This is a genomic window from Proteiniphilum sp., from assembly GCF_034927365.1.
GTDB lineage: Bacteria > Bacteroidota > Bacteroidia > Bacteroidales > Dysgonomonadaceae > Proteiniphilum.
On sequence record NZ_JAYFQD010000007.1, the window covers coordinates 263,778 to 279,184 of the forward strand.

The window sequence follows — 15,407 nt, forward strand, 5'->3', positions numbered from 1 at the left end:
ATACACTCCCTGATAGCGCCTATTTGAATAGAGAATCAACGTTTCATAAAAAGTAATTAATAAGAAAATTTTGGAGGCACCTCCTGCCTTTCCTAAAATTAGCTAATCGCTTATTCGAGCAATATAAACTCAAATTTTATAAAAATGTTCATTTTATTGATAAAAAAAGTCCAAATATAGATACAACATAGATACAACATATATTATCAATTAGTAACCTTAACAGTTAAAAGCCTGAATATCATAATATGATATTTTTTGTCCGTTTTTTATATACAGAATATAAATTTATTCATTTTCGATTTTGGAGTACCTCTTTTATCGGGTTGACAGACGATCAACAGGTATATAACATCACTTCTTCCAGTCTCAGATTGTCCTCTTTTGGTAAATATTGTACTGAAACCATTTGAATCCCGCTAAATAAAAATTTTGTAATAACATACATTAGTACTATTTTTGCGAAAACAGGTGTTATGAACAGCCTGTTCCAGGGTTAGACGGGCATAAACAGACAATTCTATCATAACTAAGCACCTATCGTGTATGAAACATTTCCTTTTCTTTTGTTGTCTCCTTCTCCTTGCCATCGATTTAAAGGCTCGGCCTATCCTGCAAGGCGGTACGGAAACGACCGACAGTTTACTGGCACGCGTATCTGCGGAGATCTCAAATGTAAATCCCGTCAGAGCACTCGAATTGGCTACTGAAGCACTGTCGTTGAGCCGGAATATAGGTTACTCCAAAGGGAAAGCGATGTCTTGCTTTTATATCGGGCAGGTATTGAGTTATCTGGGTGATTATCAAAGATCAATAGAATACCTGTCGCTTTCCGAACAGGAACGATACAGCAGGGATAATGCCGTGATGCAGTCGGAGATAAGCAGGATAAAGGGACAGGTGTATTATATGCTTAATTTGAATAAAGCCTCGTTCCACGAACTTCAAAAAGCCCATGAATATGCTATCAGGATTAAGGATAAAAAGGAGAGAGACCGTCATACCAGCCTGGCTTATGAAAACTTAGGCATAGCTTATGACATAATTAAACAGATGCCCGATTCATCGTTTTACTGGATGAAAAGAAATGAAAAATTGCTGACCGGTGCGGAGGAAAAGAGTATTTTTAGAAACAAGATCAACCTCTATTCTCACTTTGGTGAATATTATACCGGAAAACAACAATATAATACAGCGGCATTGTACTTTGAGAAAGCTGATTCTCTTATCCGTCAATATGATTATCACTACTCTTCGTGGCTTTATCAACGCTGGGGAGACCTGCAACGAAAAAGGGGGAATAACGATTCGGCAATGATTCTCTACCGGAATGGGCTGGAGAACTTAAAAACAACCAATATAAAAAACGAATTACCCGGTTTTTACAAAAGAATATCGGAAATCTACGCCGAAAGGGAAGAAGAAGATTCTGCAAGACAATACCATGAAAAAGAACTACAAATATCCAATGAATTGGGAAAAGCGAGAAACGCAGCCGCGGAAGAAGCTTTCGCAATGCTCCTCAGGGAAGAGCAAAAGCTCTCTAAAGCGAAATTGAGAAGGACCATCTCACTGGTAGCCATTCTTTTCACTATCGTCTTATCTGTATCTATCGTCATCGTCTACCAGTCGATCATAAGAAGGAAAAAGAAAGAGTCTGAAGTTTCGGAACTGAAGTTAAAACTGAACGATGCTTTTGAAGAGGTGATAGAACTGGCCAGGAAAAACGAGTCGTCGTTTTTGCCCCGGTTCAGGGAGGTGTATCCCGAATTCAGCCGTAGCCTCCTCCAACAACATCCCAACCTGACAAATACCGAATTACGGCTAAGCGCCATGATATTTCTTCATTTCCCATCAAAGGAGATCGCAGAATACATGTTCATCACTCATCGATCGGTGCAGACCAGTAAGAGCCGGTTAAGAAAAAAACTGGATATCCCGAGTGACACAGATCTCTACAGCTATTTCAAAACATTCTCATAAAAAAGGTGCCCCATGACGGGGCACCTCACCTCATTTAACTATGCTGTTTAACGATTAATAATCGCGTTTCGGCATGAAGTTCCAGTAATCCATATTGGTAATGATTTCTACCGTCACCTTACGGTCACCTTCACGTACGATATGTGATTCTCCAACAGGAGCGTAAGAAATTTTCTTACCCACACCGCGCGATTTGATGATATCACCGTTTACACCACGTTTTTGCAATGCTTCTACTACAGCGGCGGCACGTCGTCCCGACAATCCGATGTTGTACTCAGCGCTACCGCGTGCATCGGTATAACCGGTGATCAGGTACTTCTGATCGGAATTGGCTTTCATGATGTCAGCAATCTTGTCGAGTACTTCTTCGCTTTCCGGACGGATGTCAGACTTGTCGAATTCGAAGTAGACATTGTTGAATAGTTCGCAGATCTCCACAGAAGCCGGTTCGGAAACCGGTACCTCTACGATCTTTTCTACAACTTCCTTCGGACCCTGTACGATCTTCTCTACTTCTATATACTGGACAGGAGCTATTCTCTTCTTCGACTTGCCACCCATGCGCCAGATCAACCTCACGGTTCCCTGGAGTGAATTGGCCACATCCTTATAGGGCATCAGCAAATAGTCGCCCTGCAGTCCGATCCCGAAATGGTCGTTCAGCCAGGTATTCATCCCTAAACCCAAAGAGACAGGGATCATCTCATTCCGATCCACTCCATCCTTGTTATAAAGATTTTCGAGTACCCACGACATCTCTTCAGTTACATCACCATTCACACCCTGATACTTCATATCGAAATTCTTTTTCATGTAACTTACTCCTATACGGAAGAAGGGGTCGATATACTTGGAGTCGAAATACTCACCCAGACGCCATTGCAGACCCGGTCCCACCATATAGAGTGTTCTCAGCTTATCCGCCCCATCGATAAACTGTTCGGTAAAACCGACTGTTCCCTGCAGGTCGAGATAAAAATAAGGATTCAGTTCACGTGCGATATAGAGATTAGGCCCGATTACACTGTGGCGGAGTTGTAACCCAAGCTGATAATTATCGCTCCCTTTCTGAAACTTGGTGAAATCCACACGGCTAAACTGAAAGACAGAGGCACCCACACCAATTTCCCAGGCACGCTTCCCCCTACTTTCCGTAACCACTTCCCCTGGCGTCTCCTGTGCACCCGAAGGTACAGACAGGAGCATAAAACCACCAAGAAGAATATATAATAAACTATTTTTATTCATATTGATATAATTTGAGATTTGAACTAAGAAGTTATGAAACGAGCATGGACATCATTATATCCAAGATGATGATTATCGCGAGTTCCATACACCGAAATAAAATAATCGTATGAAGTGATTAGTCAAATGCGAATGTAACCTCTTCTTTTTCCGAACCTATAGAATACTTCTCAGTATATCCCGAATTAGAGTAGAAATAGAAGTAACCTTTCTGGTTATTGAGTGCCGCCTGTATCTGAGCCCTGGTCATCGTGACATTCCAAGTGAGGTTCCCGCTTGCATCCAATTGTTCGCGTGAAACGCCCCCATATGCTAATCCGTTAAACAATTGGAACTCTACATAACTACCCGGGATACCATCAAAAACAGATACTTCAAACGTTATCATCTCATTCGGATCACCGCTGCCATCACCCCATCCCGCAGGCATTGTAAAGGCATGGCGGTAATTCTGCTGGTTGGCAATCGTGAGCGTATAATTCCTCTGTAATCCACATTGGTTTTGAACCGTGATTGTAACTTCATATTCTCCCGAAGAAAAATCGGACGTATAGTCCCTGTAGAAACTCAGATCCACAGAGCTGCCTGCTGCAATTGTTCCGGTCAGAGGGAATGCGGGAGACAGTGGGTGACGATTTGCCCCGACATTACCTCCTCTTGAAATGTTATACTGGATTGGACCACTGGAAAGATTTGTCAATTTCCTCTGTACCTGCGAAATACTGGTGTTTTCTACTACTCCCGATATCGGGTCGACACGCAGCAGTTCAGACGCCAAATTGGGTCCATCCACAACAATCGTTTCTTCCACAGTCCCATATCCGGTCAACTCAGCCCGTACAAGGATCGTGTAAGCCTGGTACAACCTTGGTACTATACCTGTGGAATAATTGCCCGCGGAAGTTTCCGGTAATACAACAGAGACTGCGTGATTGTTAGCGTCCATCGCCGTAACGGTCATACCTGGTGTTCCGGTTACCGAAAGCTGAAGATTACATTCATTGATAGTGGTAAGTGCTAATGGTCCTAATTGAACCGGAGCCAATTGCCCAATAGTAAACGCTTCTTCTATCGTACTGCATGCACTATTAGCACCTGTTGCCCTGACAGTCGGTTTCTGTTCGGTTGACATTCTGTTATAAGTCCTGATGAATGTCCTTCCCTCATTGGATACAGCCCAACCGGAACCTGCAACGACTGCACCTGAAGCGTAAACCACCGTACCGTCAACCGACATCTCTACCGGAGCAGTCACGAACTGGACAGTCACCACATCCTGCTGCTGTCCCGGTACAGGTACTACAGTGGGTGTAGCACTCAGTCTCACATAATTCAACGCGGGAATAACCGCTTCTTTATTTACCGTATTACCGCTTTTCGTACATGCAATAACCAGTTGGATGCTTGTATTTCCACGAGGAATATTAAATATAACGGGAGTGAAGTTGTCAGAAACAATACCATTCAGATTTATTCCATTACCGGTTACATTCACCTGGGTTCCTCCTTCGCCACCTACTCTGAGCTCTGCGCTATGAGTACCTTTCACTGTTCCATCGGCGTTCAGTTCCACACATTCGTTGAGGGCAATCACACTTACGGTGATCCCATCGCAATGGCAGGAGAACAACTCTTCGATAAATTGTTGAATGGTTTTATTGCTATTACCCGGGAGGGTTTTCCAATACTGATACAATACCGATACATCTCCGCCCTGCAACCATCTCAGGAACTCTTCCCAGGTATTGCCTCCGGTATATTCCGAACCATCTTTATTGGTCATTTCACCCGCATCCACAGCTTCTTTCCACAATTCGTAGGCTGATTTGCCGTTCACTCCGTTTGCACCATCATTGCCTCTTGAAGGTTTTCCCGTATCAACGCCACCGATGAACCAATTACCATTGCTTCCGATTTCAGGGATAACCACCGAAGGTTTACCGGTATCCTGACCATCGATCCACCAGTTACCATTTTCTCCAATAACCGGAGTGAAACCATCTTTTCCTCTGGCCGGTATTCCGGTGTCAACGCCACCAATAAACCAGTTACCGTTGTCGCCAATCTCGGGAGTAACACCATCTTTTCCATCTTTTCCCCTGGCTGGAATACCAGTATCTATTCCATCTATTATCCAGTTGCCGTTTTCACCAATGATAGGTACAGCACCGTCTTTTCCGTTTTCACCTTTCAACGAGTTAAAAAATTCCTCAATAGAGGTATTGGAATCTTTTCCGTAGTGTTCTAACCACAATTCGAAAGCTGATTTTCCAGGATCGCCTTTATCTCCCTTATCACCCTTGGGGCCTTGCGGGAGTACCATCTCCAAATTGTTCTCGCAGCTCAGCATGACCAACGCCATGAAGACGAAGCTGAATAACATTTTAAAATGACTCTTTTTCATAAAAAATTGATTTTGACTAAAATTAAGTAAAATAAAAAATACAAATAGGTTTAGAGGACACAAATCCCTCTATTTAAGATGATTCCAACGTAGAGATTTTTTTTGCTGTGATTATTTTTTTCTCTTCAATGATGGAAACTTCGCTGTGATTAATTTTTCTCTCCTTCTAACAGAGAAGGATGTTATTGACAAACTTTCTAAAAAAATGTTTTATTGACGGGTACAAAATTAGAGTGGTTTATAAGGAATAACAAACAATTTAAGGACATTTTAATGCAAAAAAAGGACATTTCTTCTAAATAGATTCTTTTTTATCCGGAAATTCACAGCTCTTTAAGACTTTTACCAAACTGCCTGATACAATAGTAGTTCAAATGAGAATAGGAGGAAAATCCCAATTTTTCAGGTAATTCTTTCTTATTCTGAGTAAGCAGAAATTCGGTCATCACCTGTGTTTTTTTCTGCTGTAGCAGCCATTGTTTAGGTGTTGTATTGAATACTTTCTTAAATTTTCGGGTAAGTGTTTTGGGAGACATATAACAGACATCAGCCAATTCATTGACCGTGGTAACTTTCCGGGCTTTTTCCCTGACCATCAACTCAAATGAATCGTTTTCGCGTATCAACGAATAAAAGAAATTAGCATTCTGTTTTTTAGTATAAAAGCGCTGCATCAGGAAAAACCACTCTCCCAACTTTAATCCATGCAAATGGTGGCATTGCATCTTATGATCGAGGTAAAATAAAACAGACTCCACCAGAAGGCGGATCGGCTCACTCATCGGTAACGATTGTACATCGGGGAGATTTTCGCACAGATACTGCTCCAGATTCGATACTTCCATCTTATTGCATAAAACATTGGGATCGTCAAAGGTAAGTATCAGAAAAAAAGACTCGGAAAGGGACTGTAACGTCATTGTAAGGTCATAACCAAGTGAATAGATATTATTCTCCTCGGCAATCGCATCGATTCCCTCTCCTTTGAGGCGTAAACTGCCTTTCAACATAAAAATAAAAGAGTAATGATCCGGTGCATACAGTTCATATTTTTCCTTGAACCTTAGCCGGCGTTGAGAAAACATACTTATGTTTCCCACCTGATAGTTCTCACACCTGGAATATTCGCTCGAGCAATTAAAATTACACATTTTATCTATTATTTCGGACCATTATTGAGATACTGTTTCTACATCAAGGCAGCCCCTTCAATCATACTGTCAGTTCTGAGCCACCTTCGTTTTTCGATTTTCAATTCTGCGCCAGGCATAGTTCCTTTTTTACAGAAGTGAAAAAAACCGTGTTTACAATATCTTACAAAGAAAAGTTCAGTGTGATAAAATAGAAAAGTAACTTGCCGGGAATGGGGAATTTTTCCATACTTTTTTCACCTCTAACCTTTTATAAATCATTTTGAATCTAAACAAATGTCTACTATAAATGTTTGGTCTTGCAGTCAAAGTTGTCCGATTTTAAGATAAAAGGCCCAATTTTTCGGGTTATAAAAAAGGAGAGCCAATTCCCGGTAACAGGGAATTGGCTCTCCTTCTCGTGCCAAATGGCACTTAGTTAATCAAGTATCTTGATCTTGATATTCTGGAACCATACCTCATCGCCATGATCCTGAAGAAGGAGTAATCCCTCTTCTGCATTGCCGAAATTAGGCCAGTCCTTGTATTTGCTGTAGTTTACCAGCGCTTGCCACATCTGGTTATTGCGCTCATATTCGATGATCTTCACACCGTTCAACCAATGTTCCACATGGTTTCCCTTCACAACTACCATAGCGGTATTGAAGAATCCACTACGGAAAGGTTTATTCTGAGGGGCTGGAATCAGGTCGTAGAGAGAACCCAACGTACGATTGCCCGCGACACCCAATTTCGCATCAGGATGCTTATTGTCGTCCAGAATCTGGAATTCACAACCGATAGCCGATCCTTGCCCTTTATTCAGATTGGTATCCACGAAATATTTGACACCGCTGTTGGCTCCCTCGGTGATCTTGAAATCAACTTTCAGCATAAAATTCTTATAGGGGCGGGTAGTAACGATATCACCACCATTGGTGGACTCACCCCCATCACTTTTATGCACTCTCAGCACACCGTTATCGATGGACCATCCTTTTTCGGGGAAATGATCCATCTTGGCACCACGCCACCCTTCGGTGGTCTTTCCATCCCATAAGAGTTTCCAACCTTCGGCGGCCTCGCGTTCAGAGATGGTATTGGCAATTGAATTGATCTGTTTCACTGTATTACTCTCCGGGGTTTTAAACCGTTCCACATCCTGTGTAACTATTCTGATATTGCGCCAGGCAACAGTCTTGCCTTCTAATCCGGTATTATTACCGATACCATGTACCTGCAGTGCGATGAAACCCGACAACGTGGTATTATCCAGCAGGTCGGAGCAGAGGATACCGTTCACCCATGTGCGGATGGAACTACCGATCGCCTCGATACGGGCTTTGTTCCATTCGCCGTTCTTGAATGCCGACTGCCCCCCGGGGTTATAGTCCATCGGATAAAGCCATCCCCGGCGTGCCTCATCGTAGACACCTCCCGTCCATCCTCTGGCAGAAGGATCTATCTCGAACTGATAGCCATGAACGCGGCCATCCATATAATTCTTCAGGCTGTTACTGCGGAACTGTACACCAGAGTTCAACCCGTCGTCAACTTTGAATTCAAATTCCAGGATAAAGTTGTCGTACATCTTTTTAGTCGCAAGGAAAGTATTGGGAGTATTCATCTTCGAAATGCCGATGATATTGTTGTCCTGCACCTTATATTCGGCGGTACCATTCAACTTTTCCCATCCTTTCAGATTGCGTCCGTTGAACAGATTCTCCCACTTCGGTTCCTGTGCCCATGCCGAGACGGCTACAAGCACAGCTATTACTGTTATGATTGTTTTCTTGATCATTGCTGTTTATTTAATGAGTTAATGTGACTAATATGCCAATGTGCCAATATTTTTTGGCGTATTAATTGGCATATTGGCACATTGATTTATTGGCATATTATATTTTATAAAAATCCTCCCATCCCTTACGCGGTGGTTCTCCCGTGAGGTAAGCATCGGCAAAAGCATCGTTGGTAACCCGTTTGGTTGCACGGTTGAAGACGATCTTACGGTTCAGTTTTTGCGCAGCAACACCGAGGCAGAATACCTGGCTCAATGGTGCAGATATCTCAAACGGAGAACGGGTTTTCTCTTTACCCTGACAAGCCAACAGAAAGTTAGCATAATGGTCGGAAGGACTCTTTGGTACTTCCGGAAGTTTCTTCTCCATCTCCTTCGCCTTCTCTTGGGGAATGATGCTCAGCGTACTGCCGTGTGATCCACCCTTAAAGATCAGATCTTTGCTGTAGATCTCTTTGCCGGGATTCAACTTGGCCGGTTGTATCTTTCCACCACCTACGGAAGGGATATTGGGATCAAGTTCCGACACACCGTAGCCTTCAGGTACGGATGGGATATTATCTACGCCGTCGTACCAGGTAATGACTACCGGTGGCATTTTTCCCCGTTTCGGAAATTTGAACTCGATGGTACTCGACATCGGGAAGAAGTAATCGTTATGATCCTTCAATTTCAATGGTGTAATCTCTTCCGGCAGGCCCAGGTCGAGGAATTCATGCACCGTGTCGAGAATATGCGCGCCCCAGTCGCCCAAGGCTCCCATACCGAAATCATACCAGCAGCGCCACTGTCCGTAATGGAAATCCTTGTTGTATTCATGATAACGCTGTGCCATCGTCCATACATCCCAGTCTAATGTCGCAGGGATAGGTTCGGCTGCGGGGAATTTCTTGATATTGGGATCCCAGCCATGCCAGCGCCGAGGATTGTTCATGTGTGCAGTAACGGCCGTCACATCTTTGATAATACCAGCTTCTTTCCATGCTTTGAACTGGAAATAGTTGGCTTCGGAGTGCCCCTGATTACCCATTTGAGTAACTATATTGGGGTATTTCTTCACTGCCTTGAGCAGCAATTCCGATTCATGGAAAGTACGGGTCAGCGGTTTTTCCACAAACACGTGTTTACCGTAGGCCATCGACATCATCACCGCCGGGAAGTGGGCAAAGTCGGGAGTAGCGATCGCTACTGCCTCGATCTCATTGCCCATCTTATCGAACATTTCCCTGAAATCCTTGAAACGCTTCGCATTCGGGAACTTCTCAAGCGCTTTTTTCGTGTGCTCTGCCCCCAGGTCGACATCGCAGAGGGCAACCACGTTAGCCAATCCCGTCTTGTCGAAATCGTTGATGATCTCCCATCCACGGTTTCCGATGCCGATATGGGCCAGGTTCACCTTCTGGTTGGCGCCTACAACCCTGCTGTAGCTCGCGGCATTCATTTTAGTCGATATACCGCCCATGGCCAGCCCTGCGGAAGCTAGGGCTGTGTTTCTGATAAATTCTCTTCTTGTTGTCATGCTATATATATTACGGAGTTTAAATTAATTGAAAATCACATATATGATTATTTTCTCCTTATTGATTAAATCTATGCCGGGGATTAAACAAACCGGTCTTTATGGGCCCATAAACCAAGGGCGGGACTCGAAATATAATAAATTTCCTCTCCGTCGGGGAGCATATTAAATCCCTCTTTCAATAGTGAAGGATCGTACTTCCGCATGGTTTCCTCGATATCACCCCAACGGAATCCCACGCTTTCGATCTCTTCCCGGGTAAGGTTCCAGACCTCTTTGCCGGGACAGTAGGTGACCAGAAATCTCCCTTCGGACGATCCGTGGATAAGATGTGCCGCCGCACTCAGGTTATCCTTGAGTTCCTGATTCCGGGATACCTCTTTCAAGGTGTGATCGGTACCGAAATAACCATATTTCCGGATCAAACGATCGATAGTTTTGTCTTCCCCAAACTCTTTCAATGCCGGAGCCAGAACGATCAGTTCACCTCCGTCGGCAATCGCCATGCGGGTGCGGTAAATCGACTTATTCCCCAACCAGGTACTTTTAAATTCGGTAGGATCGAGCCAAACAATCACCTTCTTCAATGGTTTTTCAACCATCACAAAGTTGACCTGCAACGAGAGTTGCGCTGCATGATCGAATACCTCCGGACCGTCTCCCACAAAAAGGCCGTAAGTCTGCTGTACTCCTTCTGAGTTTACCCCGACCACTGTAAGAACGTAAACAATGGGCAACCCCTTTAAAAAGTGCTCAGTAGCATAATTAAAAACACGTCTTACAGGTGTATCGGCTTTCCCCATCATCCGCTCCATACCATAGACGGCACCTATATAATGACTCTTGTTGATCCCTTCGCTTCCACCGGTACCGACAAGGATATTCTTGTTGTAATTGGCCATCCCCACCACTTCGTGGGGTACCACCTGCCCGATGGAGAGGATAAGGTCGAAACCGCCGTCTACCAACAGTTTATTCACTTGTGCGGGCCAGGAGAAATCGACTTTTCCTTCAGAAATTTCACCTATATAATCTGCCGGCACCTCCCCCAAAGTGATGACATCGTTCCGCCAGTCGTGATCGCGGAAAAGCGACTCAGGAGTCTTCCCGAACATATGGCCGATCTGTACCCGGGTCATTGGGGTATGTGTCCCCAGAGCGGGAAGGATATCGGTGAGCCTGTTACCGTAGTATTCCCACGCTATTTCGGTCAGTTCCCCGGAACGGCTGGGCAAGCGGGTATAATCGGGAGGAACGGCGAGCACTTTCCGCCGTTCACCCAATTTATCCAACGCTTCATATAATCCTCTCCGTAAGTCGTCCTGTGAAAGAGCAGTCTCGGGAGAACCGGTTTCGTAATAAATCATAATTTTAATGTGCTAATTGATTAATATGCCAATTAAAGAGGTGAAAAAGTGCCTGAGTGCCTAGGTGGTCAAGTGATGTTGAATCGTTGAATTGTTAAATCGTTAAAATGATCAATTCAACAGTTCAACAAATTGGCACATTTAACTACGTTTCACTCCGTTGAACGTTGTTTGCCTCATTAGCACATTAGCCTCATTGGCACATTGACTACACATCATACGTCGTCGAAGCGGTATTACCACCACGTCCTGTCCAGTCGGTATGGAAGAACTCACCACGTGGTTTATCTATCCGCTCGTACTGATGAGCGCCGAAGTAATCACGTTGAGCCTGTAGCAGGTTGGCCGGGAGACGGTTGCTCCGGAAGCCATCGAAGTAACACAATGCAGATGTAAGCGCCGGTACGGGAATACCATTCTGTAATGCCGTTGCACAAACCCTGCGCCAGCTTTCTTCCGCCGACAACACAGCCTCTTTGAAGAAGGAGTCGAGCAATAGATTTTCCAGGGAAGGATTATTGTCGAACGCTTTTTTTATATCACCCAGGAAGCGAGAGCGGATAATGCAACCACCGCGCCACATCAGGGCGATACCACCATAATTGAGGTTCCAGCCATACTCTTTGGCAGCCTCCATCATCAGGTCGTATCCCTGAGCATAAGAGATGATCTTGGCACCATAAAGCGCCTTTTCCAGATCATCAACGAACTGCTGTTTATCTCCTTTAAAATCGGATTTCTTACCCGATATTGCCTCTGACGCTTTTACCCTTAAATCTTTTTGTGCCGAAAGACAGCGTGAAAAGACCGATTCTCCGATCAATGTGAGCGGAATACCCAAGTCGAGCGCTGCTACGGCTGTCCACTTACCGGTTCCTTTCTGTCCGGCCGTATCGAGAATCTTTTCCACTAACGGGCTCCCATCCTCATCCTTATATGCCATGATATCGGCGGTGATCTCTATAAGATAGGAATCCAGCACACCGCTATTCCATTTCTTGAACACTTCATGTTGTGCAAATGCATCCATACCGAGCAGATCCTTCATCAGATGATACGCTTCGTTGATGATCTGCATATCTCCATATTCAATCCCATTATGCACCATCTTCACGAAGTGGCCTGCACCGTTCTCGCCTACCCAGTCGCAGCAGGCAGCACCTCCTTCTACTTTAGCAGCAACAGCCTGGAAGATCTCTTTCACGTGAGGCCACGCTTCGGGTGAGCCGCCGGGCATCATCGAAGGTCCTTTGAGCGCTCCCTCTTCACCACCGGAGACACCTGTACCGATATAAAGCAATCCTTTGCTCTCCACATATTTCGTTCTACGGATGGTGTCGGGGAAGTGACTGTTGCCACCGTCGATAATGATGTCACCCGGTTCAAGCAGGGGTATAAGCTGATCGATAAAATCATCGACGGGCTTACCCGCCTTGACCAGCATCATCACCTTACGAGGCCTCTCGAGAGAAGCGACCAACTCTTCCAAGGAGTGTGCACCAATAAAATTCTTTCCCTTACCCCGTCCGTTGACGAACGTATCCACTTTCTCAACCGTACGGTTGAACACGGCTACCGTATAGCCCTTACTTTCCATATTGAGGACCAGATTTTCACCCATTACGGCCAATCCGATCAATCCGATATCTGCTTTTTTATTCATTGTTTCTATTGTTATTCAATTGATTTTCAGTTGTTATTCGTTCACTTCGTTCACGTTATTCGGTTGATTTTCAGTTGTTGTTCGGTTGTATTCATTCCATGCGAAGCATGAATAACGCGAAGCGAATAACGGCGAAGCCGAATAACTATCGAATTACGCGAAGCAAATTACTATGAATTACGCGGAGCGAATCATCTAACCACTCTGGCATTTCCTTTCCAGATACTCCAAATCATCTCTTCATCAGCCGGTTGGGCATAATCCGTGAGGAAGGTAGTCGCAAGGGCACCGCTTGCCCAGGCGAACTGCACCCATTTCCCGGGGTCCATCCCCTTCAGGATGCTATACAACAATCCACCCACGAAACCATCGCCTCCGCCAATACGGTCCATCACGTTGATTCTGCGCAACGGCGCTTCGTGCCAGTTGCCATCTTGATAAACAATAGCACCCCAGAGATGTTCATTGACACTGATCACCTCACGAAGGGTGTTGGCAAAGACGGAAACATGAGGAAAAACTTGCTTCGCATTCAGGATCATCCCTTTGAATGCGTCGAGTGTTCCCCCTATATTTTCACCGCCTGCTTTCGGACCCTCGATACCGAGACAAAGTTGAAAATCTTCCTCATTACCAATCAGGATATCGGAAAGAGAAGCAATCTCAGTGAATGCTTCTTTCAACGTAGCCTCCCTACCTTTCCAGAAGGAAGCCCGGTAATTCAGGTCGAACGAAATAAGCGTACCATTTTTTTTCGCATAACGGGCAATTTCAAGGCAGAAGTTACTCGTATCGGGAGAGAGAGCCGCAATAAGGCCGGAGAGGTGAACGATCTGCACACCCTCTTGCCCGAAGATCCGTTCCAGATCGAAATCCTTTACGTTCAGCGTCTTTCCCACTTCACCCGCACGGTCGTTTTGTACCCGTGGGCCACGCAGTCCGAAACCACTATCGGCAATATTGAACTGATGGCGATATCCCCAGGGATCACCCTGCGGCACTTCCGGCCCTTCATATTCCATATTTCTCGCCCGGAGATCAGATTTGATGAAAGCGGCGATGGGACTATCCTTCACAAAGGTGGTGAGCACTTTCACCGGAAGTCCAAGATAAGAAGAGATGCTTGCCACGTTCGTCTCGGCGCTGGTCGCCTGCATACGAAACATATTGGTGCTCTGTACCGGCTGTGCATCTACCGGCGTAATGCGTACCCCCATACTGGTGGGAACTATCAACGAATATTTATACTCTTTTCTTAGTGATAAAAACATATTATTAATGTGCTAATGTTACTAATGTGCCAAACATCGTTCAACGGAACGAAGTGTAGTTAATATGCCAATTAAATCACTGAATCATCCAAATTCATTGTCAATTTTCCATTTTCAATTGTCAATTAATACAGTCTTGACTTTAAAAGTCTTGAATCTTGGCTCTAAAAGTCTTGAATCTAAATACTAAACGAGTCGAAGCCTCCGTCGACGATTGCCACCGTACCCGTCACGAATTTCGAGGCATCGCTCACCAGATAGTGAAGCGTACCCAACAGGTCTTCGGGAATACCGAAGCGGCGGAAGGGTGTATGCCCTATGATGGAGTTTCCCCGTGCAGAGTAAGAGCCGTCGGGATTGGTAAGCAGTGTCCTGTTTTGCTCCGTGATGAAAAAACCGGGACACAATGCGTTGACACGGAAATCTTCACCGAATTTAATGGCCAGTTCTCCTGCCATATATTTGGTAAAATTGGTCACTGCCGCCTTGGCTGCACCATACCCCACGACACGGGTCAAGGGGCGTAGTGCGGATGCAGAGGAGACATTGACTATATTCCCTCTCTTTTCCCTTACCATTTGTTCGGCAAAGACCAGTGTAGGCATAACCGTCCCCATCAGGTTCAGGTCGACAACTTTCCGGAAATCATCCGCCTTCAGATCAAAGATGGTATTATCGGGACCGATGGTTGCTCCCGGCATATTCCCGCCGGCACCGTTGATCAACACATCTATACTGCCATACTGAGTGACGATCTCATCTGCATTTCTTTTAAGGATCGCATCATCAGTCACATCGGTTTGAAGGAACATTACCTCGCCACCGGCCTTTCTTACTCTTTGTACCAGTTCATCACCTTTTTGACTATTCCGCGCCAGCACCGCTACTCTCGCGCCGTGAGCCGCCAAATACTCTACCATCGAGGAACCTAATACACCGGTTCCACCTGTGATAACGATCACTTTTTCTCTAATATCAAATAATTCGTACATAGTTTGTTGATTTTAATGACCGGGCA

At 44.9% G+C, this 15,407-nt stretch carries 10 protein-coding genes; 1 reads left to right on the top strand and 9 read right to left on the bottom strand.

Annotated features, from left to right (window positions below; translation table 11 throughout):
• The first annotated feature begins 546 nt into the window (after positions 1–546).
• Complete coding sequence (locus VB073_RS04675; RefSeq protein ID WP_323402983.1) at positions 547–1,983, top strand: helix-turn-helix transcriptional regulator; 1,437 nt, start codon at positions 547–549, stop codon at positions 1,981–1,983.
• A gap of 54 nt (positions 1,984–2,037) precedes the next feature.
• Here the strand turns inward: VB073_RS04675 and VB073_RS04680 are convergent, their stop codons facing one another.
• The 9 genes from VB073_RS04680 to VB073_RS04720 form a co-directional block, all read right to left on the bottom strand.
• On the bottom strand, positions 2,038–3,234 hold the full coding sequence (locus VB073_RS04680) for an OmpA family protein (RefSeq protein ID WP_323402984.1): 1,197 nt from the start codon (positions 3,232–3,234) through the stop codon (positions 2,038–2,040).
• 118 nt (positions 3,235–3,352) lie between these two features.
• A complete protein-coding gene (locus tag VB073_RS04685) occupies positions 3,353–5,638 on the bottom strand; it encodes a hypothetical protein (protein WP_323402985.1) in 2,286 nt (761 codons plus the stop codon).
• Between the two features lie 323 nt (positions 5,639–5,961).
• The gene (locus VB073_RS04690; RefSeq protein WP_323402986.1) at positions 5,962–6,789 is read right to left on the bottom strand and encodes a helix-turn-helix transcriptional regulator; all 828 of its coding nucleotides are present in this window, start codon (positions 6,787–6,789) and stop codon (positions 5,962–5,964) included.
• Between the two features lie 418 nt (positions 6,790–7,207).
• Entirely contained in the window at positions 7,208–8,566 is a 1,359-nt protein-coding gene (locus VB073_RS04695) for a 3-keto-disaccharide hydrolase (RefSeq protein ID WP_416349502.1), read from the bottom strand.
• 100 nt (positions 8,567–8,666) lie between these two features.
• Positions 8,667–10,088 carry a Gfo/Idh/MocA family oxidoreductase gene (locus VB073_RS04700; protein ID WP_323402988.1) on the bottom strand — a complete coding sequence of 474 codons (1,422 nt, stop codon included), beginning with the start codon at positions 10,086–10,088 and terminating at the stop codon, positions 8,667–8,669.
• Positions 10,089–10,171: 83 nt separating this feature from the next.
• Entirely contained in the window at positions 10,172–11,455 is a 1,284-nt protein-coding gene (locus VB073_RS04705) for a lactate racemase domain-containing protein (RefSeq protein ID WP_323402989.1), read from the bottom strand.
• Between the two features lie 208 nt (positions 11,456–11,663).
• Positions 11,664–13,118, bottom strand: a complete 1,455-nt coding sequence (gene gnd, locus VB073_RS04710; RefSeq protein WP_323402990.1) for a decarboxylating NADP(+)-dependent phosphogluconate dehydrogenase — start codon at positions 13,116–13,118, stop codon at positions 11,664–11,666.
• Positions 13,119–13,309: 191 nt separating this feature from the next.
• Positions 13,310–14,389 carry a sugar kinase gene (locus VB073_RS04715; RefSeq protein WP_323402991.1) on the bottom strand — a complete coding sequence of 360 codons (1,080 nt, stop codon included), beginning with the start codon at positions 14,387–14,389 and terminating at the stop codon, positions 13,310–13,312.
• Between the two features lie 179 nt (positions 14,390–14,568).
• The gene (locus VB073_RS04720; RefSeq protein WP_323402992.1) at positions 14,569–15,381 is read right to left on the bottom strand and encodes an SDR family oxidoreductase; all 813 of its coding nucleotides are present in this window, start codon (positions 15,379–15,381) and stop codon (positions 14,569–14,571) included.
• Positions 15,382–15,407: the final 26 nt, after the last annotated feature.